Below are 23914 nucleotides of genomic sequence, written 5' to 3' on the forward strand. Positions count from 1 at the left end.
CATGACGGCCTGCAGATGCGCGACCGCAGCGCGCTTGGCGGCGGGCCCTACCATTTTTTTGAAAGAAGCTCGCGAAGAGCGGCCGCATCGAGCATCTGCTCCGCCAGAAGCTTCTTCAGCTTCGCATTCTCCTCTTCCAGGGCCCTCAGCCGCTTCGCCTCGGAAACGTCCATGCCGCCGAATTTGGCCTTCCAATTGTAGATCGTCGCTTCCGAGATCCCATGCTTGCGTGCCAGGTCAGCCGTCTTCGCCCCAGCATCATGCTCCTTCAATACTGCGATAATCCGCTCTTCCGTGAACCTTGCTCGCTTCATCTGTCCGTCCTTTTTGGGCCGGACTCTAACTCCTTCTGGAGGAAATACTCAGTGGCAGGTCAGATGCCGTTCAACGAGAAGCAAAGCGCTCCAATCGAGGATTGCACCTTCGAAAAGAAAGGTGATAGCCGCGAGCACCGCTATTAGCAACACACTGCGATGGGGTACGGCAAACAGTGGGTCCTGCCGCGGATCACCGGCGTGTTCTTAACCGAGCAACTGATGGTCGCCAAGCCCGGGATGACCACAGCGTGAAGATCTCAATGCGTAAGGGAGCCTGCAGTGGTCGCAGGCTGCTTCTCTCACTACACTAAGCTAACCTGGATTGGTTTTATAATCATTGCTTGGTCATCTGGGCATCAGCAGCGCCGGTGATGTCGAGCTCGGCAGCGATCTTCGCGCGGCCGGAGCTCGCATCGACACGATGATCGGACGCGATCGCGACATAGACCGCCGGCAGCACGAAGAGCGTGAATAGCGTGCCCACAGACATGCCCGCGACGAGCACGAGCCCGATCGAGAAGCGGCTCGCGGCGCCAGCTCCCGTTGCGGTCATCAAGGGTATGAATCCCGCTACCATCGCCGCAGTGGTCATCAAGATTGGACGCAGTCGGACGCGCGCCGCCATCTCTATGGCCGAACGACGGTCAAGTCTCTCCTTCAGCTGCAGCTCATTGGCGAACTCAACCATCAGGATGCCGTGCTTGGAAATCAACCCAACCAGGGTCAACAGTCCCACCTGAGTGTAGATGTTCATCGTCGCCCAGCCAAAGAATGTCGGGATCAACGCGCCGACGATTGCCATCGGCACGCTGATCAGGATGATGAAGGGATCCCGCAGACTTTCGAACTGTGCCGCAAGCACCAAAAATATAATTATTAGTGAGAATCCAAAGGTAACGGCCAGTTGGTTACCCTCGTGCACATATTGGCGGGCCTCGGCGAGGAAGTCGTGGCTGAACCCTGCGGGCAGTTTCTTCGCCTCCGCTTCCAGGAAGTCCACAGCCTGACCGATCGTGACGCCCGGCATCGGCACGGCCTGAAAGGTCGCGCAGTTGAGCTGGTTGTAGTGGGTCAACGCGTTCGGATCGGTCGCAGTCTCGATGGAGACTACGGTGGACAGCGGGAGCATCGAGCCCGCCGCAGTCTTCACATAATAGCTCCCGATTGCTTGCGGCGCCAGGCGTTCTTCGCGTGGCACCTGCGGGATCACCTGGTAGGAGCGGCCCTGCAAATTGAACCGGTTGACGTAGTTTCCGCCAAGTAAGGTGGCCAGCGCGTTTCCGATGGTCTGCATGGTGATGCCAAGCTCGTTGGCCTTGGATCGATCAACCTTGATTCGTACGACCGGCTGGTTGAACTCGAGGTCGGAGTCGCTCACCATGAACAGACCGCTTTTCCGCGCGGCTTCCTTCAGCTTCGACATCTGCTCGTAGACGGATTGGAAGCCAAGCGTCGAATTGATCACCATCTGCACTGGTAGGCCATCCGAACCGCCCGGAAGTGGCGGCAAGCTAAAGGCAAACGCGTTGACGCCTTCGATTTTGGACAGCTCGGCCTGGACAAGGGACTTTAGCACGATCGATGATCGCTTTCGCTCGTCCCATGCCTTGAGCAACATGCCGGCCATGCCGCTCTGCTGGCCGCTGACGCCATTGAGCACAAAGCTCAAGTCAGTCTCTGGAAATTTCTGGAGCGCGTGTTCGAGCTTGGTGCCGTAATAGTCGAGGTAGTCGATATTGGCGTATCTCGGCGCCTTGGTTAGAGCGAATACGATACCTTGATCCTCCTCGGGTGCGAGTTCCTTGGAAGTATTCATATAGAGGAAGCCGACGAGGCCCAGCATGGTCAGCGCAAACAGGCCGGTAATCGCACGATAGTCGAGCGAGCGGTCGAGCTTGCGACCGTACCATCGTGTCATGGTGCTGAACCCGCGGTTCATCAATCTTGCAAACCGCCCCCCCTCTGCGCGTCTCAGGAAGACCGAGCACATCATCGGCGACAGCGTCAAAGCGATCACGCCCGACACGATCACCGCTCCCGCTAGCGTAAACGCGAACTCGCGGAACAGCGCACCAGTGAGGCCGCCGAGAAACCCGATTGGGGCATATACCGCAGCCAAGGTAATCGTCATGGAAACAACAGGGCCGACGATCTCGTGCGCGCCCCTTGTAGCAGCCTGAAGAGGCGGCGCGCCTTCTTCTAAATGGCGGTGAATGTTCTCCACCACAACAATCGCGTCATCGACCACGAGACCGATTGCGAGAACCATCGCAAGGAAAGTCAGGAGATTGAATGAAAACCCCAGCGCCAGCATCATGCTGCAGACACCAACGAGCGAGAGCGGAATAGTGATCACAGGAATGATGACCGACCGCAGCGAGGCCAGGAATAGGAAGATTACCACCACTACGACCACGACGGCCTGGATAAGCGTCTTCTCCACTTCATCGATCGACGATTGAATGGATTTGGTGGAGTCGTAGGCCACTTTCATCTTCAGTGACGGCGGCAAGTTACGCTCCATTTCTGGAAACAGCGCCCGAACGCCTCGCGCTATGTTTAGCGGATTGCCTTGGGGGCTTGCCCGAACGCCGATAAAGACCGCGTGCTCGCCGTTCATTGCGACGCTGGTGTCTGTGGTCTGGGCCGCAAGCTCGACTATCGCAATGTCCTCCATGCGCACAAAGCCACCGTCATTGGATTTGACGATCATGCGCTTGAAGTCATCGACACTCCGCAGATCCGTGTTTGCCGTGACATCGGAGATGGTGAAATAGCCCTTGGTCTGGCCGGCGGCAGCCTGGAAGTTGTTAGCGGCGATTGCAGCCGAAACTTCAGCTGGCGACACGCCGTGCCCTGCCATTTTCGCGGTATCGAGCCATAGGCGCATCGCAAAACTCTGGCCGCCCAGGATGTCTGCCGCTGCGACGCCGTCGACGGTTGACATAACCGGTTGCACAACGCGCGAGAGGTAGTCGGAGATCGCGCTGGCCGCCAGTTCCTCGCTGGAGAAGGCGATATACATGACAGCGGTGGCTTGACCGGTCGACTTAGTGATGACCGGATCGTTTGATTCCTTCGGGATTAAGTATTTGACTGAGTTGACCCTGGAGAGCACCTCGGTGAGCGCTTCGTTGGGATCAAAATTGAGTTTGATGTAGACTTGGATCGTGGAGGTACCGAGAACCGATGAGGAACTAATGTAGTCGACGCCCTCGGCGGAAGCGACTGCCTGCTCCAGGGGAGTGGTGATGAACCCCTGGATCATGTCGGCGGAGGCCCCTGGATAGGAAGTCGTGATATTAACGACCGTATTAGATAGCTTGGGATATTGGCGGATCGGCAGTACGGTGGCCGCGCGAAACCCGATCAGTAAGATCAGGAAACTGACGACGATAGACAATACCGGACGTTTGATGAAAAGCTCGGTAAAGGCCATCTCGACTCGCATTTCAAAAGGGGGAATGCAAATTTGCCGCAAGTCTAAAGCGGCAATGATCGCCAATGCGGCGGCTGTGCTGGGGCCCCCCAGTATGAGGGACGTGCTATTGGCTAATCTGCCCTCTCACGTGCTCGCGAGGGACGCCCTATCCTTCGCTTCCATCTTCGTCGCTCTCGAGTGAATGTTATTCCGTTGCTCTGATGGCATCGCGATCTCGATGGTAGGCACCGTCCAGAAACCCCTGTCTTTTTGCGTGCAATCGGCCAACGTCTGACACCTGATCGGAACTCAACGACTTACGGCAAGGCATCAGTTCAGCTTGCACTGACCCGCAGACCGAATGATCCAGGTTCGACATCGAAAGTACAAACGATCTGACGGGTGCTCAACTCTACAAAGGTAAATGGGTGATATAGCCTGGGCTGCAAAGCACTATACCAACGTTTGTCGAAATTGGTCGCTGATCGCCGTTGCGCAACTCGTGATGTTGCAGGGGTTCTCGGTCCCACAATATTCCGTACGCACGCGTTATCGCTTAGTCGCCTCGGAGTTGGCCCTTTGGCTACCAGCTCGACGCCCCTTTTTCGAGCAGTGCCTTGAGCATTTCTTGCCGCTCAATATGCTGCGCCCGGTTTAGCCACGCATAGCGCTACCGAGTTGGCGACCTCAGTATTACGTTGTCGATCAGCCGCGTCGAACCGACGTGGGCTGCCGCACAAAGGCGTCGCTTGGCGCCGCAGTGGACTGTCGGCTGGTTTGAGCCGGTCACCGTCGACAAGTTCAAGATAAGCAGGCTGTCACTGCCTCTAAAGCCCCTTGGCGACGGCAATCATCTTTTTACGTTGCTCTCTCCCGGCGAAGTTCGTGGTGCGCTGCGGATAGTTGGGAACCCCAGCCGTATGCTAGCAGCCGGAACAAACGACCCGCCCCAGGATTCGTTGTATTCGGACTCATTTCAATGCTGATGAGCATGAGCGACGGCCGACAACACGGACTCTGCGGGCTGGGCAATCCAAATGCTCCAGGAACCGGGCGCCATCCGCGAGTGCGAGGAGCACGGTTGGATGCAGGACCGCGCCGATCCGCATGCACGAGAGAGCGCCTTCGATATCGCCCGTCGAGACCCGCCATCAGACGTATCCCCTCATACGGCGGAGGCCGCGGTTCGCACGTGCTGGACTCGATTGGTGACACACCTGCCCAGAATGCGCCCCTGACGAGGAGGACCGGCGCTAGGCACCCACGCCAACCCGTCTCCGACCCAGCGGCCTAGCCGATTGTCCACGCGCTTGCGGACTTGCTGGTTTCCCAAAGCCCATTATGACTTGCGGAAGAACCTGCGAGGCGTCCGAGGCAATCTCTTCCACGAAGACATTTGCCTGGTTAGCAGTTTCTTTAACCTAAACCGCCACAGGATCAGACCGCAGGTGGCAGCATGGATGCACTTAGCAGTTTGCATTTGCAGCGCATCTGGAACGCTTCCATTTTCCTGCAAGAACGCGAGTGCCAGTCGAAAATCATCGGCGACAGCAGCGAACGGCTTCCTCGACATGACTAGGGCCCAATGCCCTTTATTATTCTCTCCCCCTTTCGAAAGGAAGCTTTTGCGCTCGGAAGCTTTAGCTTGACTGGGCAATTGACTGAACGCTCCCGCATCGAAGCTTCAAGTTTGTCGCGTGTTCCGTTCTGCTCTAAGATTCAATCACGCGTGCCGCGATGTCGCTTCTGGACATCTTGCCAGGATCGTTCAAGGCGCGACCGACAGGCATCTGGATCGACGAGACGGTGGCGCGGATCAAAGAGACCGCCCAGCCCGAGCTTATCGAGTCCCTGTTTCGCAACCGCATCCCGAAGGATGCCAGGTTTCTGGTGCTGAGGCATCTCATCACCGTGGACGGCACCAAGCGGCCGGAAGGCCATTCCTGCCCCTGCCCTATGTGCAACGCCCACCGGTTTCTGACCGCTTCGCTGGTTTGGTTTCCCGGCTCGTCTGAGCGCAGTTGCGCCTTTCGGGTTACCAATCGCCTAACCTCTGGATGGCCTCGCTGTCCGGTCTCCTCGATGCGCTTACGTGCCATCTGCAACGCGTCCTTGGTCCGCCTGGAAGTCGCTTGTGCCTCCGCCTGGGCGACCACTGCCAGAACTCCAATGGTGAGATCATTGGGCTCCGGCATGTCGCAACAAACGAACTTCACACCGCTGTCTCTCAAGGCCAACGTGAATAATGCCGAGCGGGAGATCCTCCCAAAGCGGCGAAGCCTGCCAGACCATCATCAGCCGAGCCTTCCCTAGTAGAGGACCTATAGAGGGGGAGAGCTCGGTCGGCACACGACTTTCACCATCCCTACCCTTGAAGGCAGACCTTCATGCCCGCCACGACACGCCCTAGGGTAACCTTCGGGCGATGATGCCAACCCGGCCATCACCACCACTAGGTCTCCTGACGGAGCACCTTGGAGGGATGAGCAGGACGCCGCTACCTGCCCCGCCCCCCAAAGGAATGACCGTCAGGCTCTCCCCAATGCCGGCTGCTCGGAATGGCGGACGACCAAGAAGGTCATTATCCCCGTAACGCCTGCTCTTACGGCGACTTGCAGGGGCATTTCGAGGAGCGCCCTTAGCAAGGAGGGAGTACACGGGCTATCAACGGCCTTAGAGGCTTTCCCTTGGCTATCGTAAACGCACTCAATGCCCCACCTTAGTGCTCAAAGCGACCGGCCCGGCACCGGACGCTACGTTCTGCCGGCTCGGAGTTGGCACCGAACGAACGCCTCATTGGGTGGATCACTCGTGTGTCGCTTCGACCACCACCTTTTGCCATCCGGCGAGAGTCCGCCTCCGTTTTGGACAGCGCAGAGACAACCTAGCCGATCATGCATCCTGTCGCATCGAGAGTCCCCGCTAGGCTGTTGGGCTTGTTTCGTCGCTCGCGTTTGATCTTCGCGACTGACACTTGAAGACGGGGCGCTGGTCTCCCTTGGCTTTTGGGAGCGCTCTTTATTGTTCGTCGGGTCGCCGACCACAGCTGCTGGCTTATTCAGTTGCCACACTGGGTAGAGGTCGATCGTGGGCCTCTCAGTCGGATGGTCGGGATTAGAGTTCGACAATCTAATCACGTTCTTCCCGTCCAGCTTTACGGCAATCGTCTCGCGGAACTTCAGTGAGAAGCCGTTGCCTTCAATGTACTCGGCAAATTTGGAGTACCCGGCCGGCGATTGCTCCCAAGACGCCTTTGTAGGTGGGCCCCAAAGCCAGTACCCACTGGCCAAGCCGGTTGCCGAAACAGCCGTAATAATTAACATCCCTTGACGGCCTCTGCCTTTTTGCCAGCCTTGCTTGCTGGACCACACGCCAACGAACCTCGCATTCGCTCCAGATGACGCCGACCTATCGGCTGAGATGGTGAACTCCGGCATTTTCAATTGCTGCTTGGCCCCTATTGCTGCTACCCGCTGGCTGTCCTCAGGCGTGAATACACCGCTATCAGCCGCTATTGCGCTCGCGGTTGCTGCTTCCTTCGGGACGTTATTGTCAGCGTTGAGCGTAGACACGGTGGGCGCGGGAACAACGGACGACGCGGGAACGCTAGAAGCGGGAGCATTCGGAGGTCTTGCAGTTGGTCCTTTAAGGTAGATCTCCTCCTTTGACAGCGACCCATACACAAAGGGTTGCTGTTCGCGCTTTGTCGCCCTCATGACATCATCACGCACTCGACGAAATAGGAATGAGATCTCCAACCCGGGTGTCTCGATGTGTCGAAGGAGCGCGGCCGTGAATGGACTGTTTCTTCCATCGCCATCGCTGGCAGTGGTCCCGTCACGTGCCGCATATGCAATGAGGACGTTATCCGTTGGTTCCGTAGGAGCTAATCCACGGGCTACCGCGCGGGTAGCCAAGGAACGCTTCATTTTCACTTCAAAGGGATTGTTACGGCAGGCGTCCAGAATGACCAATCCTAGCTGTCGCGCCTTGCCAACTTGAAGATTGACCGACCTCAGACTGACTGCTTCGCTCTCAACATCTGTATCGCTCCTCAACTCGGCGTCCGTCGGAATCAGCCAGTTTTCTCCTCCGGCTTCCATTCCATGACCGGCATAGAAAACTACAGCCATCGTTGAGCCTTCTGCGGAACGGCCAAACTCGACTAGCGCCTTGCGCATATCGGCAGCGGTCCCATTGCTCAACTGAGTGACCTTAAAGTCTAGACGTTCCAATGCACGAGCCACGTCGGTCGCATCTCGTGTAGGGTTCGGGAGGGTAGGCACGCGTAGGTATGCACCATTACCAATGACAAGCGCGACTCGCTCGGCAGCAAGTGCCGGCGCCGCGGCCAGAAGTAAGACGAACATCATGAAAATGAAGCGCGGTCGCATCGTTTGCACCTCAGGTAATCGACTTCTGAAACGCTGCAGACTAAACGATGATTCGAAACGGCGCCACCAAAGGGGGAACCGGACGACCGGCCGTGCACCAGAAGACCTCCCGCGACGATCGCCGTAATGCTGGTGGCCAGGGGGTCTCCTTCAAGGCACGCGCCAATACGGCCAGGACAGTGATGGTGCGTTACGGGTGCACTGCTCGACTTGGCTCACGTAGGTGCGATCCGGCCCGCCTTCAGAGCCAAATCCTGTTGGATCAGCCCAAGTCCCTTGCGGGCCCGCCGCCTCGGCCGCCACTTCAACGATGACGACCTAGCCAGCCTACTGGGCCACCATCTGGAGCTTCATTGCGCTCCGCCTTTGGCTCGAACATCAGGTTCTCAAGCGGTTGGACATCGCGTCGGGCAGCCTCCAAGTTGCCATCCTTCTTGTGAGCACACCGGCCATATTCTTGGCGACGGTCCCTCGCATTCAGAAGACCCCCAAAGCGCGGCTGATTTTGGAGCGGGCCCGCTACGTCGTCGTCTTGGTCGCCGCGGCCTTGCTAGGGGCCTATCTTTACGCGAACCACAAAGGCGATTCGTATGAGAGCGCCGTGCGGGACGGGGCTGTGGTAGCTTGTTTGAAGCTGGCGGCCTGCAAAGCGGCAGCAACCGACTATGCCAACAATCGCTAGGAGTTAATTAATATCGGCTTTCGGGCACAGACTGGACCATGCCTGCTCACTGTGAGAGGTCCGCTCGTGACCCATTTGCGGACCTCGGCTGTGGCTAACCTGATGCCGCTCTAGGCAGCCGGAGAAACCGTGAGCAATGAGATCGGGCGGCAATTAGCGCCTGTCTACCGTTGACCGTTGGCCTTCTTCTCGAGTTCATCGATTCTGTCGAGTGCCTTGCTGAGGAGCTCACCTAACACCAGCAGTGTTGAGTAGAGCTGCTGCGACATACCGGGTGTCGCAGCATGTATCACTCGCTTTATTTCTTCTCGCATTGCCATGGCCGTTCTCGTTGTGCATTTCGTGATCGGAACAAAGATAGACGCGACTTCATCGGCTCTGTGCAAGTCGAAGTCACTTGCGGCGATCCTGCTCAATCCGGTTGGCAGTCGCGAGTTTTCTCGTGATGTACTGCTTTAGATCACCGACCTCTTTCTCGAGGGCCTCTCGCGGGATGTTTTGAGTCTTGGCCCCTTCAATGAGGCGGCCAACCAATTCGTCCACGCTTTGTGAAGCCCCCGGCGTACCATATTGCTCCGCAGGGTGAACGCCTGTTCTCGACCCAAAAATCAATGTACTCGCGTGTCGTCGTTGGCATGTCAAGTTTCTGCCAGTATCGGATTGAGCTCCGCGTGGAGAGTAACCAGTGGAGAGTAGTTATATGCAGAGCTGGGGGCAAGGCGGCGGGCGCATAGCGGTGCCAGGCTTAGCTATCGGACGTTCCAGTTGTGGGCCTGTATCTCCCTCGGCTTCACCGGCTATTCACCCGTACGAAATCCTTGATGTGCAGCATCTTTGGACCGCAATGACCGTCGGCATCGCAGCGACACTGCGAACGAATACCGCTAGATTGAGCCTCTCTTCCCCGCAGCAGCGCCGCCGCAGATTTATGACTTTCCGAAGGAAGAGTTCTCATCATGCTTCACTTGGCCTGGCGGCCATTTCGGAAACATTTCCTCGGTGATCATCTCGGCGGTCACTTCTTTAGCCTGAGCTCGTCAGGAGATTGACGTCCACGCTGCCAGCCAGCAGCTCATAAGCGTCTTGCCTTCCACGGGGAGACAACTTCACTTGAAACGGCTCAGAATGTCTTCGAGTGTCGACAAGATGGTTCAGAACCGCCGGATGAGCCCGATCGAGCGAGATCGATGGATGCCCCAAATGAAGGGCGAAATCTCCAGATTAGCATTGGCCGCAACTGTTGATGAAAGCTTGAGTTCCAGTAAGCTGATGGCTTGATGCACCAGACAAAACATGCCGGCTAAGGAGCGCGGCCGAAAAGCTCGTGCCGCTCACTAATTGAAATAGAACATCCTGCGTATGCTAAGCGGCTATACTGAACAGAACGGTTTCGTCAAAACCAGTGAGAGAGACTGTGGAGGGAAATCGCGCCCTCCCCCCCGTGTTGCCATAATGATACAACTTAAGATTTTGTCTCGACATTGACGCCACACGCTTGCGAAAGTCCCATTGTCCATGGCCTGATCGCATCCATTGCAAAGGAAAAATATTCAGGAGACGAACATGCCCCCGCATCCGCCGCCCTGTTTGCCCGACGAACGCCTCTGGGGAAGCCTCTGCTACCCCAAGATCGACGCCCTTCGCATTATGAAATCAGGCGACAATTTCGATTTCATACTCGGGGATGTGCCGGGCGAATTGCTTCCCGAACTCGCCAAGTCTGCAGGTGATCAAGGCCGTCTAATCGTCAAGAAGACCGATCCGGGGTTCGAAGTCACCATCAAGGCTTTGCCGCATGGGGAAGCGACTGAACTGCTGAAGCAGCTCCAACCCGACTCCGGCGTCAAGCTGCCGGAATAAGGGATCGAACAAATGTCCAGTCTCTCTTTGAGGGCGACCGCGATAGCGCTCGCCCTGGCGATCCCGCTTGCCGGCTGCGGCTTCACCCCGCCCAAGCTTACCGAGGGGTGGGAAGCCCAAGACATTGGCACCGATATGGTGTTCAATATCAAACGGAACATTTTCTGTGAGACGATCAGAGCAATACGCGAGGTCAACAAGATCCCGACCAGCTTTGGCCCGGCGATACCGGATGACTACGGCGTGCAGTTGCAAATGACGCTGACGATCGCGGAAAGCTCGGCGGTCACCCCCAACCTCACCTATAACCGCACGCTGACGGACGGAATGGAATCCGGTAATTCGATCGGGCGGAGCTGGGGTGTCGGTCTATCGGGCGAGTTGTCATCAACGGCGACGCGCACGGATACGACCTATTCCTATTGGGGCGTGTCCAAGATTGCCGGTCCTGGCAAGAACAAGAAGATGTGTGATGTCGAGGATTGGCCGATTAATCAAAATGTCAGCTCTCTCTTCGTAAGATCCGACCTGGGTATCGAGCGTTTTCTGCGCGATCACGTGATGGCGGCGGATCTACTCTTTTCGTCGAAGCCGACGGGCGATAAGAAACCGGAAAAGGTCGACGTCTATAGCTACGATCTGAAGTTCGCGGTTGTATCCAGCGGTGGTGTTAGCCCACAATTCAAGCTCATCCCGCTATCCGGCGGCGGAACGCCGATACTCAACGTGAACCGGACGCGTACGCACGAGCTCCTTCTGACCTTTGGCCCGACGGGGCCCAACGGTTTCACACCGTCGGACATCTCGTTCAGTCAGCACCTGACGAACCAGCTCAACTCTTCGCTCGGCCGTAGGCGGCTCGTGCCGTAGAGAGCGCGGAGCATCGTAAATCGGGGTACTAGACGTCCGCCTCGAGCAGGCCTTGCTCATTCGGCAGCCTCAGCAGGAGAGCTTTTAAGCTCCGCAAATTTCGCCACCATCGTCGGATCACCCCGGGTCAACTTCTTGATTGTCACATCCTGCGCTTTGTCATTTGCAAGGCGCAGATTGCAATCGGCCCCGATTAATGCGTCCTTGGTCTTCTGCAGGTGATCGATGGATTTGTCGATCTCGGCAATCGCCGTCTGGTAGTGCCTGGATGGCAGGTCATAGTTCTTCGAGAATGCGGCCTTGAAGGTTTCAAGCAGGTTCTCTAACTGGGTGATGTCGATATTCTGCGCTTTCACGAGCGCCAGCTCGGTCTTTTACTTAAGGGAATTGATGGCCGCATTCCGCAAGAGCGTAATGATCGGGAGGAAGAACTGCGGCCGGATAACATACATTTTCGCGCAACTAACAAATAGAACACATGTGAGTAACATTTGAATGACTGCATCGAAGCTAGTCTCGACACTCGGTCAGTTCGCAATTGGACTTCCGAACTGGCCGCGGACGGCATGCACACTGCGATTCGAAGAGCAGTTGACTAATCGGCTACGACCGCGTGGCGCGTTGGGCTCGACATCGCGCGAGAATCGGCTTGGCCGCGAAGGTGGCCCACGAAAGCATTGTTGCTCGTACGTCTCTTTGTTTATTGATTGAGCATCAAACGAATGAACTAATTAACGCGCTCGGCGTCTCGCATGTTCTCGAAGGCGACCTCTGAACTTTTGCAGCGTTCTCCGGCCTTTAAAGCAGGCGTGCTACAGCCAAATGCTCCGCAACCCGCGAACGGCAAGCGCCAGGATGGCCAATTCCAATCCGGCGATAAGCCAGGGCTCAATAAAGGGGAAGTAGCTTACCGTGTTCGTATGTGAATCCTCCGCCGAACGCAGTGGCCCTGTTGTACCAGAAGTGATCCAACCCCTTTATGGAGGCGTCGCCCTTCCGCGCTGTCCCATCAATGAATTTCAGAAAGAAGTGCACTTGCGCCGCAAGCGGAATCCCGAGCAGGGCGAGCGCCGTCGCAACCTGAGTCCGCCGTCCCGCTTGTGTTGCCGGGTCTATTCCAAATCCGCCGATCCTCGGTATCCGAAACGCTGGCCGCTCGTACCCATGGTGGCGCGCAAATGCGGCCGTTAGGGATAGAAGTAACAGCAATGGCGGACCCAGCAGCAGCATGCCGTAGATGGCCGCGGCATGCGTTATCCGACGGTCGCTGCCGATCTCGGTGGTGAAATCAACAATACTCGGAAGCTCGATCCGCCATTGCTGCGAATAGGACTAGAAGTTGATCGACAGATAGGCAACGCCGGCCCGAGTATGAGCCAAAGTTTTGCGAGTCCCTGATCAGTCATGCGCGTATTCCAGGATGTTGCTTCGAATGCTGCACTTACCGCCACAAGCCTGCCTTTTTGCCTGCGTCGCCTACCCCCCGGACAACCGTATCGACGGCCTTCTTTCCTTCTCGGACTGTATTGCCAACGGCTTTGGCACCTTCCGTGATCGCGTTGCGCGGCGCGTCCATCGCGGCGCGGGCGGGATCGTCCAGCACTTTGTTCACCTCCTTGTCGACACTTGCGAAGGTTTTCGTGACGGGGCTGTTTTCTCCAAAGATCTTGGCGCTGGCATTGGCGATTTCGCGAGTCAATGCGCGAGCTGCGTCATCGTGCGGAGAAAAGGCATTCAGGGCATCAGCAATTTTCTGCCCCGCCTTGACTGCTTCATTGTTATCACCGGGACCTTTTACTAGATCGTTCCACGCGTTTCGCAGGAACTTTACTACTTCATTGTTTGGTCCGATAGCGATATCGCCGAGCAAGACTTCGAGGTTTCCCTTCGCATTGCATCCTGTGTCTTCGTCCTGCACGGCCTCAGAAACCTTCCGCCATTCATCGAGGAGCGTTCGCGTTTCTTTCGCCACGTCTTCTTTTGCCGCTTTCACCGCGGCGCTTTCGCCCTGCGGTGCGGCGCGATCTACGCGCACTTTCGCGCCGGCGTGAAGTCGAGCATCCTCCATCTCGCCATCGACCTCGGTCAGATGGAATATCCCCCCGCCCCAGGCGGGCCGCACCCGCCATGGTCCCTTCTCCCCGTCGGGGTCGCGTGGCGCTATCTCCACAAATTGAGGGCGTGTGTCGACCAGTAGCGGAGGCGGAAGCGGCTCTCGTCCGAGCGGTATAGCCATCCTCGCGCCGATCTTCGGCACGGAGGTCCAGCCGAAGTCCGCTTTCAGTCTGCCGTCGCTCGTAACCTCGGCCGTGATCGTGCCGCATTCCGGGGTCGCTTCGACAATAACGAAACGGGCGTTCTGGCTATCGAGAGCGCGAACCTTCACGTTAATGATGACAGTGTTGTTGCTGCTGCCTTCGATCCCTATATCTGTTCCCGCTCCGCCACCAATAAGCGGATCGACGTGGACATGAACCGGAGCCGATGCCTTAAGCTGTCCAGACAACGCCAGCACCAACGCGTTCTTGCTCCAGCGCACATCTTGAACACTCATCTCAAGTGTCGCCTTCCCGCGAGGAGGCTTCGCAAGTTCGGCGTAAGCCCCTCCTTCACCTAGTATTTTGTCCCGCCATTTGATGTCGGCGAGGCGGCCAGCGGCCCCTATGACCTCAATGGTGATGGTGCGCTTCTCGCTCGGGAGAGAGCCAATCCGACGAGCCATGTCACTGAATGCCGCGCCGCTCAAGAACAGCTCCAAGTCCTTCGCAGGAGGCTGAGGGAGCATCGCCGAAACTTTGGCTTCCAACGCAGCAACGGCCGCCGACAGGGCGCCAGGGTCGGGCGCGGGCGGTGGATTGGTCTCGATCTGCCCCTTCTCTGTTCGCCGCGCGAGTATCCAAATTCCGGCGGGCGTCACCAAAGGGGGCCAGGCGCTGAATTTCTGCTCGATCGTACTCGGTGGGAGCGTCGTGCGATACGTCAGAGTCGCCCCGCTATCGTTCACCTTTTCAGTTTTAGTTTCGTCAATTCCAAGAGATAACGCGGTGTGATCTGTGAAAGGTATGCGGAATTCAAACAATGACGTATCGGCGAGCAGCCTCAGGGCATCCGCGCCCAATGATGCCCAGAATCGCTTCGCGGCAAAGGAAAAGAATCCGATTTCGGCGGACGGACGGATGCTGAGCGGCTCCAACCGCATGCGAAGGTACGCAGGATCGTCATCATCGCCTGGCTTGATTCCTACGGCAAGGACAAGTGCCTCGCCATCGAGACTCAGAGAAATCGCACCGTCTTTGGTTGCAGCGCGTAACGATAATCGCGCGCTCATTTGCCCTATTCCGGGAACAAGCTCCACCCGCTGCAGCGTAACCGATGACCCTGCGAGGGAACTTCCCTCCCTATTGTAAATGAGTTGACTTCCCTCAAGAAGCTTCAGCGAGTCGGAAATCACATGCGCGCTCAAAAAAGCAGCGGCATCGTGCGCGCGCGGAATCTCTCCCGCTTGAAGCGTAAGATCGGCGAGCGATAGCGCTGACCACCGCGAAGATAGCCTTTCCTTGAGCACGATTTCGCCCGGTGGCGTGAGCCATTTTTGCTTGAACTCCTGCCACGAAAACGCGGCCGCGGACTGGAAAGAAAGGAGGATCATCGAGGACCCGACCGTCGCCAGTCCTACCTTATGCAAAAATTTTCTCTTCATTGGCGTGATCCCAAGTTTTTGAAGGGCGACACGACGACAGGCGAGCGCCGTCCCTACCTCAATGAAGCTGGCTCAAGTAAAACGGACAAATGATCCTCACCGAAAGCTGTACTCTCTTCGCCATGTTACAACCAGCGCCATCGAATGAACTTTGCGACATGCCGCTACTAAAGCAATTGCGGTGCAAGCAATCAGGTCATCGCACCCCTGCGCCGCCATCTGGCGACATGTAGCTAAACACCGACACGCTATTCGCGGGCACGATTATATCTGCATGCGCGGGCAATCCGTGCATACCGCCCTGCCGTGCGACAAGGCTGCCACCATTACCCGCGGTAGCCGGATTGACCCAGTTGTCGTACACATCTGAGTTGAAGCACTCGATCCAACGGCCTGGCCGGGGAAAACCGAGCGCATATCCGTAGTGGGTGACCTCGCTTAGAGAGACGACGACGACGACGTCCCTGCCCGAGCCCTCGATCCAACGATGGAAAGCGAGGACGCGGGTGGGATCCCAAGAGTGGTAGACGTTAACTCGGCCGCGACGTAGCGCATCGAGATTGCGGCGAAGCGCGATCAGTTCGCGCATAAAGCGCAGGTAATCAGACATTGCCCGGTCGACGCTTAGCCCCTTCCACCAGATTAGGAGGTCGGTGCCGCCCGCTGAGTCATCCCAGTATTTGTCCTCCAGAAACTCCTGCCCCATGAAAAGCATAGGGACGCCCGGACCGGTGATCAGCAGCCCTGCGGCAACCCGAGCTCGGCTACGCGCATACCACGATCGCGGATTGCTAGGGTCGGCTGCGGCCGCAACGCGCGGTCTTTTGTCTGACTCCGCGTGCGAGGCGAGCAGAAGATCATGGTTCTCGAGCATGGCGACAGCCCGCCATGGATAGTCGAAGCCTGGAGCAGAACCCAGCACGGATGCGACTTCCGACCAAGAGAACGGCGCGTCCCGGCCTCCGGTAGCCTGAGCGAGCACACCCCGAACCGCATCGCGCATCCGGTCGTCCCAGACCAGATCGAAACCCCCTCCACCAGCGCTTGGCGGCTTGACCGCAAACCCTTTGCTCGCATTCCAGAATTCCGCGATCTGTACGGCGGAGGGTGCGGCAAACCGCAGCGTTTGCGTCAACGCCTGGCAGAAGTACCAGCCCCCGAACCTATCAATGACACTCACCTCGTCGTAGCGAAACCCATCCACATGGAATTCGTCGAGGAAGAACTTGGCATTGTCGATCAGGAACTGCCTGACCCCGGCGTTCCAATAGGCAAACACCAGTCCACCAGCCCAGCCTTGATCGGTAAAATAGAGACTGTCATTGTTGTTGCCGTAGGGCAGCCGGTCGATGAAAAACAGGCTCTCATCACCAAAGTCACCGCCAGCATGGTTGTAAACGACGTCGAAGAGCACGGCGATGCCGTAGACGTGGAGGATATCAACTACCGCGCGGAGCTGGTTGGCTACGCCTTGGAGGTTCTCTCGCTTGAGATGCGACTTGCCGCGCAGTGACAAAAGGCGATTGGCCGTCGCCCAGTAGCGATCCAGCTCGTTGTCGTCGATCCCGTAGGAGAACTCTGGCGAGAAATAGTCAACGCCGTTGTAGCCTTGGCTGAAGCGGGTCAAGAACTCCACGATGGGCAGTGGCTGCACGGCGGTGACGCCAAGCTCGACCAAGTATTCAACCCTGTCGAGCACATCGAGAAAACGGCCCCTTCGTCCGAGGCGCGCATCGTTGCCCTGGCCGTCAACCGCGTAGTAAGAGCCGATATGGAACTGGTAGATGATCAGATCTTCGAAGGCTGGCGGCTTGAATTCGGAATCGTGCCACGGATAGCTCTTCGGATCGCGAATTACACAATTCCATACGGTCCCTTCGAGCTCGCGGGCATACGGGTCACGCTTGAAGCCCGTGGAGCCTGGTCCGCTTACCCAATATTTGTAGTATTGGCCCTCGCGCGCGCCAGAGAAAAAACCCGTCCAATGACCGTTCGCACGTTTCACCAATAGCGAAGCTTCGGACTGTTGCCATTGGTTGAAATCTCCTAGCACATGGACTGCATTCGCCCTCGGTGCCCAAACACGGAAAACGCAGCCGCCACCGATCAGAGTAGAACCCATAGCGGTGTCCCGGGTGACATGGGTTTGGCTGGCAGGCATCTACGAATGTTCCTGCTGGGCTGTGCTCGGCAAGTTTCGCACAATTTTGCTACCTAGACGAGAGCGAAATGATGTGGAATTATCCTCACCAAAGTGAGGGTGCATGTTCGCAGCCGTGGTCCAGAAGGAGCCCGACTACGTCCTCAGCCACTGCGCTAAGTACTTAGCGCGTGACAATGCTGACGAGCGGCATAGCTTCTTTGGCTCGGATGCCGGCCAAGCGCGTGCCCGAATTAGCGAGCCATGGCGATTTCCAATTGTTGATGCCGACGACAGCGGCGCTACGGACGCCTCTGAGTGGAATCACGTTACCTTCATCTATCGCGCTCCTGATGATCGGCCGGATATATCTGTCCAATTGCTGACGCCGTGCCTGGGACTGCACGCGCCAGCCGCGCTGAATCCCGTCGATGACAGCCTGTACCTTGCGCTGACCTTGCGCATTCCCAAGGGACGGCGGCATCGTTATCGGTTCATCGTCAACGGTCATGCGCAACTTGATCCGATTAATCCCCAAACCATGACGACGCCTCAGTACGAGATTTGGTCGAGCTTCTGGACGTGGACATACAACGAGCCCATCAATCTTGAGCGTTGGGAAATGGCACTCGTCCGGCGCATGACGAATGCCTTGTTACCTTTCCAAGGTCGCGAAACTCGCAACCTTATCGAGCGAGGCCTGAATGACGGCAACGTAACGCACTTCTTCCGGATGGATATTCCGGCGGGTGTCGCGAACTATATCGACAACATCCTGGCACGCGAAGAGCGCCACCATCTGCATTCTTACCGGCTCTGCTTACCGATGATCGACCGGGTACTGCGCAAACGGCACCCAAGCGTCGAGCCCGTCAACGTCAGCGATCCTGACTATAAGGCCCTATTCGACGATATGAAAAATAGGTCGCCGAAGTTGATCGAGGACGGATGGGACCCCGCGACCTACGACAGCCCAGGCTATTTCCTTTATGTCCTCCGGCGGCACACTTGGACCGGTGCGTTCTCTCATCCGAAATACGGCGGCAACCCGGGCGGGCTTGGCTGGGCCTTTCTCGGCGAAACCTTCCGCACTACCGCTGATCCTACAAAGACCGCATTCGATTGGACGCGCGCCGTCGAGGCGCCGCTTGGAAAGAGCACCGAATATCGAGGTTAGGTGATGGGCACCCTGCGGGATCACTTCGACGTTGTTGTCATTGGCAGCGGCGCAGGCGGTGCACCTATCGCCTACGAGCTTGCCAGGGAGTCCAAATCGGTGCTGGTACTCGAAAAGGGCCCCCTCCTGCGCACTCAGGAGGAGCGAGGCGCTGGTAGGCTAAGCGACTTCAAGCGGGACGAGATGTTTAACGCCGGCCCTGAGCGGATCATCACCACCCCTGGGATGGTCAATACGGGCGCCAGTTTCTTCACCAGCCATGTCGAACCTGATCTCAACGATGAGCCGCACGTCTTCACAAATGTGGATAGGCCACAGGATGGCTCCAAGATCACCATTGAGGGCTATACGGCGCAGGTCGTGGGCGGCGGTACGCAGCTTTACGGCGCGGTCTCGTTACGCTTTGCGGAACGGGACTTCAAACTGAAGTCGGCCAATGAAGGACGCAAGCTCCAGGGCGACCCGAATAGAGATGCCCTCAAGCATGTCATAGACTGGCCTTTCGACTATGACGATCTTGAACCCTACTACGCCAAAGCCGAATATCTGATCGGTCTTAACGGGACAGTAGCAGGTCAAGCAAAGAGGTTTTCGAAGGATAGCTATCAGACGCCGCGGCCGCCCAACCCCATCAGCGAGTTTGCCCGAGTCGGCATGGGAAAGCTCGGTCTTCGAACCTATCGTACACCGCTGGCTGTGATAACAGAAGATCACGCGCCGAGTGACCGCAAAGCGGGCGATCCCAAGGTCGGATACGTAAACCGTTACGGTGATCCCCTCGGCTACAAATCCAACACTTGGGTGTCCCTGCTTCGTCCGACCATTCGCGAGGGGCACGATCTCGAGCTGCGGCCAAACTGCGTAGTCACCCACCTTGAGGCGAGCGGTCGCACCATCTCAAAGATTCATTATCGGGATGCGAGCGGCCGCCCCTGCATGGTTACCGGAAAGGTGGTCGTCGTAGCCTGCTCGGCAATCGAATCGGTCCGGCTGCTTATGCTCTCGGCGGAGGAGGATCGGTCATCGTTCGGATCACTAGTCCGCTATCAGGAAGATGGCAGCCTCCTCGGGCGGTTCTTCCTGACCCACGCATTCGGTGGCGCCGAGGTACAGATCAAGGGCCAGCGATTCGACAAATCGATTTCCCTCGACAGCGACTATGCTACCGACTCCTGCGCATCTCAGGATTTCCTCGATGCTCACGGACTGTGGGCTGGCGGAGCCATCTACAACAACACGTCCGATCAGTGCTTGCCCATTACAATGGCGCGAACCGAAGGCGATACCGACCTCGATTTCTTCTGGGGCGGCTTCATGAGTGCCCAGGACCACACTTCGGAGGCGGCGCTGCAATGGCTGAGCGCCGCATTCGGCGCCCGTCTCTCCGCAGCTTTTATGGCAAATCAGGTGCCTCGTTTCGAAAATCGAATTGAGTTGCACCCGGATGTTCGCGACAAATGGAATCGTAAGTGCGGACACATCATCAAGAATTTCCACCCACACGACGAACAGGTGATGAGTGCCTTCGCTGAAGTGTGTCGTCAGATCATGGCGGCCGGTGTTCCGGAATACACCGAGCTCGGATGGGGGTCGGTCTATGGCAACGCGGTGCGCATCGCGAACCACATCCTGGGCGGCGCTCGTTTCGCACAGACGCGTGAGCTAGGCGTTCTGAACACGAACTGCAGGATTTGGGATATCGACAATCTTTACGTAACGGACGGCGCGTTTATGCCGACCTCAGGAGGCGCGAATCCCACCTTGACGATACAGGCGAACGCATTCCGCGTCGCCGATCATCTGAAGCAGATCTGAGGTTCCGATGGACCCGAGATTCAATGACATCGCGGCAGATCCACGCAATTCGATCTTCCAGGTTATGTTCTTCCCGGATCGGGTTTATCATGCGCAATACCTCAACGCGACGCGTAGCAGCCGCTACCGCTATGTTGTGCAAGAGGTTCGAGGAAAGTCAGAGATTACCACTCTTAAAGGCTACGTGTTCATCGACGGGCTTCAAATCTGCAACTTCCTCCGTATCGAAGCGCGCGGTGGCCGATTGGCCGAAGTCGTCCGGGAGAGAGGCCGACTGATGGGACCGGACATCATCGCTAATGTCGGCCTCACGGCGGTTGGCGGCCCGCGAGTGGACGCCCAGGTGCGGATGCATTTTTGTCCCTGGATCCATGGCTACCAAGTCGAGTTATGGGAGACTTTGGATGCGCCATCGGGCAAGCATCACGATTATCAGGTAGTGGATATGATGGGCTATCGCGGCTCCATCACAAAGGTGCCTGAGTTCGCAGGCGCCCTCGCCGATCTTGGCGGCCTGAAGCGGATCGACCTCGCCTTTCGCGAAAATGACGTATCTTACCCGTTTCGTACTATTGTGGAGGACAAGGATGCGGCTTGGGACAATTACTACAAGCGCAATATCCAAGTACCCAATACAAATGAGCCGAGCAGCGATCACAACACGGTCGAACAGAACGGCTATGGCGTGGATTTCGAGCGTGGCTGGTTCATCAAGAAAGTCAGGGACATCCCACCGGTCCGTTATCGCAATGGCATGATGGAGCCGGGCAATCCGAACGCGCGGGATGACAACATCATCGAGATGCGATGGGTATTGCAGCAGGAATTTGGCGGCACGGTCGTTTTCTTCCATGAAGTTACAATCCCTCCGCACACGGTTGAAGGCACCCATCAGCACATCGGCAGTGAAGAACTCTACTACGTCTTCGAGGGCCGGGGCGTCGCGTATATGGGTGCTGAGGACGATCCCAAACTGGCCCGGGACGACACGATTCCGGTCGTAACCCGGCCGATCTACGGTCTCGATCCGAAGCCTTGTAAGAAGCTCGACGTGGCCCCGGGCAGCGTGATCTACACGAAGAGCGGCGGCATTCACGGGATCGAGAATCCGTTTGACGAGCCGCTACGGTTTGCCGCGTTTCTCTACCACAGCACTTGATACGGATCGGGAGCGGGCCATGTCGATCGTTGATGCGGAGATACCCAAAGTCAGGACGTTTTCGCCGGGCACACGACCGAACTACAACCAAAATAACCCAATCTGGAAATTGGTGAAGGTACTCGAAGCGACCCAGCTTCAGGCCGATCGCGAGCATTACCTGCCGGAAACTCTCCAGCATCTGTTCGGGCTCCAGGAGGTAACGCTCATTGGGCCGACGGGTGACGGATGGCAGAACCAGGACCCGCGGCTTCAGGACATCAAGGAGGATTTCCAGAAGCAAAATCTCTATGATTTCATCCTGAACGGGACTGAGATCACCCGAGGCTATGCGCGCGCCGGTGATTGGACCGGCAGCTTCCTGCGCATAGCTTATGTTCCTCGGCCCCCGCTCCTCGGTTCAGATGGGGTATTCCCGGGCGAGACCATTCGGCTTTATCTCAGGGTCGGCAAAGATGAGACCGGCAAAACCTACCTGACTGTTCCCTACAGTGCGGAATCGGCCCGTTACGAGATCGAGCTTTGGGCTTACCCGGGAAATGATCTGGCCGGCCAGCTTGGACCGCGCGGTAAGGATGCCATCGCACGTGGCGCATTGCTGGCACGACCTGATCTCGTCCATGGCCAGCTTAGCGACTTCGTCGGGCTTCCGTTCGACGATGCCCGGGCAGCGGCCCGGAATGCCGGACGAGGCATCAACCTGCTCGACCTAGCCCCCACTCACACCATGCATCCGGTGCGCCCGCTGCGGCTGGAACTTGCTTGGACGGATTCCACGGCAACGAGGTGGGACAATTCGGCGGGCAGCAACTACGTCTACGAATTTTCGATGTCGCTGCGCGGCTGGAGCAGCTATTTTGCCATCGGAGAGAGCCAAAATCCGCACGGAGGCATTGGTGGCCTCGAGTATCGCAACCTCTACTCGAACTATTTTGATCACGAGGCTCAACGACGTGGCGAACTCGGATCATCATGGACGCCCGAGCTCGGTCGGATCTTACGGGATTGGCAGTTCGATGCCGATCACAACCGACCGTCAGGAAAGAGACAAGAGGATTTTTTCGCCATCGACTATATGGACCTGCATATCCTGAGGCCCGCAGCGATAATTGGGATGCACCGCCATCGCGACAACCAGGAAGTGTTTCTGCTAATGGAAGGACGCGGGCTCATGGTGATGGGCGACTGGGAAAAAGTACCTTCCCGCGAGCGCGCGGTCGAACTACGGATCATGAAGCCGGGCGATCTCTCTTTGGTGAAGCCGGGGCAGTTTCACGCCCTTGTCAACCTGCTCGACGAGAACTTATTGCTGTTCATGTTTGGCGGCTACGATTGAGAGTTTTGAACGCAACATCCGCGTTTGGCCAGGCTCGGGAGTTGCACGTGTTTTCAATCCTTGCTTCGATCTAAATTGGATTGGAGCTCTGATGTTGCAATTGCAACGATGACGAAAACCGCCTGCGACCTGTTCAGGTTGAGCGCGCAAGGCAATCTGCAATATCTCACACTCTCGTTCTTTAATTTTTGTGAGGTCGTATGAGCAACCAGCAGATGAGCAAGGTTTGGACCGTCGTCGGTCTTTTTCTACTCTACTATGCGCTCAATACGTGGATTGTTACGCAGGGCGGACAGGAGATCTTCGGCGCAAAGCTGATCGTTTCGAACCGGGCTCCCGCCGCAATGTGGGGTATCCCCATCATCTGCATTGCGCTGTTTCTAAATTCAATTGTCGGAACTCATTATGCACGACGAACCGGCCCAAATTGGCACGAGCGGGTCCCCATAGTCGGATTCGATAATATTAGCAGCGGAACCCGCGAGGGTAGATTTTACCAAGGATCGATGCTGGCGCTCCTGTCACTGCTTCCCGCAGTTGCGCTACTTCACTTCTGGCGGCTGTTTCTCAGCGCAAACGTGGTGACAACTGAAAAGCCGCCACGGGAGGCTAGCAGCATTTGGGATTGGTCGGCTCTGACGACACTCAACGACCCCGCGCGCATCTGTACGGACTTGGTTCGTGAGGGCGGCATTCCGAGCTGCATGAAGAACGCCACGATACTTCCTGGTCTCGAACCAACATTTTTCGCCTTGCTTACTATTGCCGCGGCAATCGCTTTCATCAAACATTGGCGCGCTATTTTCCGCCGCTGATGTGATGAAGCCGGCTCGCTTTTTTGAGGATCTTCCCAGGAGGATGCGATGCGAAACTCGTTCGCCATTCTTGGCATTGCCGCCCTACTCGCGGCAGCGGCTGCCGCTGCCTACGAGTTCTCTTCACGAAAGTGCCGCCATGGACACACGAGCAGGCCGAAGTCAAAGCACTGACTTTTGCAAATGGCTTGCTCGATCAGGGGCGCTCTCCGGAAGCATGGCCCAATC

12 protein-coding genes and 3 pseudogenes are annotated in these 23914 nt (G+C 57.2%); 9 read left to right on the plus strand and 6 right to left on the minus strand.

What is annotated here, in order from left to right:
- Window positions 1–314, minus strand: a pseudogene (locus tag BM190_RS12630) (transposase); the annotation flags it as partial.
- Window positions 315–651: 337 nt separating this feature from the next.
- Complete coding sequence (locus BM190_RS12635) at window positions 652–3756, minus strand: efflux RND transporter permease subunit (RefSeq protein WP_092255889.1); 3105 nt, start codon at window positions 3754–3756, stop codon at window positions 652–654.
- Window positions 3757–4701: 945 nt separating this feature from the next.
- Here BM190_RS12635 and BM190_RS41110 point away from each other — a divergent pair.
- Window positions 4702–4995 (plus strand): annotated as a pseudogene (locus BM190_RS41110) (hypothetical protein).
- A gap of 480 nt (window positions 4996–5475) precedes the next feature.
- A complete protein-coding gene (locus BM190_RS41885; RefSeq protein ID WP_502686988.1) occupies window positions 5476–6051 on the plus strand; it encodes a hypothetical protein in 576 nt (191 codons plus the stop codon).
- Between the two features lie 440 nt (window positions 6052–6491).
- On the opposite strand, the gene BM190_RS41890 is transcribed toward BM190_RS41885, so the two are convergent.
- Window positions 6492–8132, minus strand: a complete 1641-nt coding sequence (locus BM190_RS41890) for a caspase family protein (protein WP_092254947.1) — start codon at window positions 8130–8132, stop codon at window positions 6492–6494.
- Between the two features lie 2245 nt (window positions 8133–10377).
- Between BM190_RS41890 and BM190_RS12665 the strand changes: the two genes are divergently transcribed.
- Window positions 10378–10674, plus strand: a complete 297-nt coding sequence (locus BM190_RS12665; RefSeq protein WP_092254950.1) for a hypothetical protein — start codon at window positions 10378–10380, stop codon at window positions 10672–10674.
- A 12-nt stretch (window positions 10675–10686) separates the two neighbouring features.
- Entirely contained in the window at window positions 10687–11544 is an 858-nt protein-coding gene (locus BM190_RS12670; protein WP_092254953.1) for a hypothetical protein, read from the plus strand.
- Between the two features lie 56 nt (window positions 11545–11600).
- Here the strand turns inward: BM190_RS12670 and BM190_RS12675 are convergent.
- The 3 genes and pseudogenes from BM190_RS12675 to BM190_RS12690 form a co-directional block, all read right to left on the minus strand.
- Window positions 11601–11999, minus strand: a pseudogene (locus BM190_RS12675) (DUF2130 domain-containing protein); the annotation flags it as partial.
- A 986-nt stretch (window positions 12000–12985) separates the two neighbouring features.
- Window positions 12986–15244 carry a hypothetical protein gene (locus BM190_RS12685; RefSeq protein ID WP_092254959.1) on the minus strand — a complete coding sequence of 753 codons (2259 nt, stop codon included), beginning with the start codon at window positions 15242–15244 and terminating at the stop codon, window positions 12986–12988.
- 196 nt (window positions 15245–15440) lie between these two features.
- Window positions 15441–17405, minus strand: coding sequence for an alpha amylase C-terminal domain-containing protein (locus BM190_RS12690; protein WP_092254961.1), 1965 nt, complete (start codon window positions 17403–17405; stop codon window positions 15441–15443).
- A 103-nt stretch (window positions 17406–17508) separates the two neighbouring features.
- On the opposite strand from BM190_RS12690, the gene BM190_RS12695 reads away from it, so the two are divergent.
- From BM190_RS12695 to BM190_RS12715, 5 genes are all read left to right on the plus strand, one after another.
- Window positions 17509–18561, plus strand: coding sequence for a gluconate 2-dehydrogenase subunit 3 family protein (locus tag BM190_RS12695; protein ID WP_244550642.1), 1053 nt, complete (start codon window positions 17509–17511; stop codon window positions 18559–18561).
- 3 nt (window positions 18562–18564) lie between these two features.
- Window positions 18565–20376, plus strand: coding sequence for a GMC oxidoreductase (locus BM190_RS12700; protein ID WP_092254964.1), 1812 nt, complete (start codon window positions 18565–18567; stop codon window positions 20374–20376).
- Between the two features lie 7 nt (window positions 20377–20383).
- Complete coding sequence (locus tag BM190_RS12705; protein ID WP_092254966.1) at window positions 20384–21535, plus strand: cupin domain-containing protein; 1152 nt, start codon at window positions 20384–20386, stop codon at window positions 21533–21535.
- 19 nt (window positions 21536–21554) lie between these two features.
- Window positions 21555–22871 carry a cupin domain-containing protein gene (locus BM190_RS12710; protein WP_092254969.1) on the plus strand — a complete coding sequence of 439 codons (1317 nt, stop codon included), beginning with the start codon at window positions 21555–21557 and terminating at the stop codon, window positions 22869–22871.
- Window positions 22872–23071: 200 nt separating this feature from the next.
- Window positions 23072–23686 carry a hypothetical protein gene (locus tag BM190_RS12715; RefSeq protein ID WP_092254972.1) on the plus strand — a complete coding sequence of 205 codons (615 nt, stop codon included), beginning with the start codon at window positions 23072–23074 and terminating at the stop codon, window positions 23684–23686.
- Window positions 23687–23914: the final 228 nt, after the last annotated feature.

Origin of the sequence: Bradyrhizobium sp. Rc3b (genome assembly GCF_900114915.1) — a bacterium.
In the GTDB taxonomy this organism is placed as follows: Bacteria; Pseudomonadota; Alphaproteobacteria; order Rhizobiales; family Xanthobacteraceae; genus Bradyrhizobium.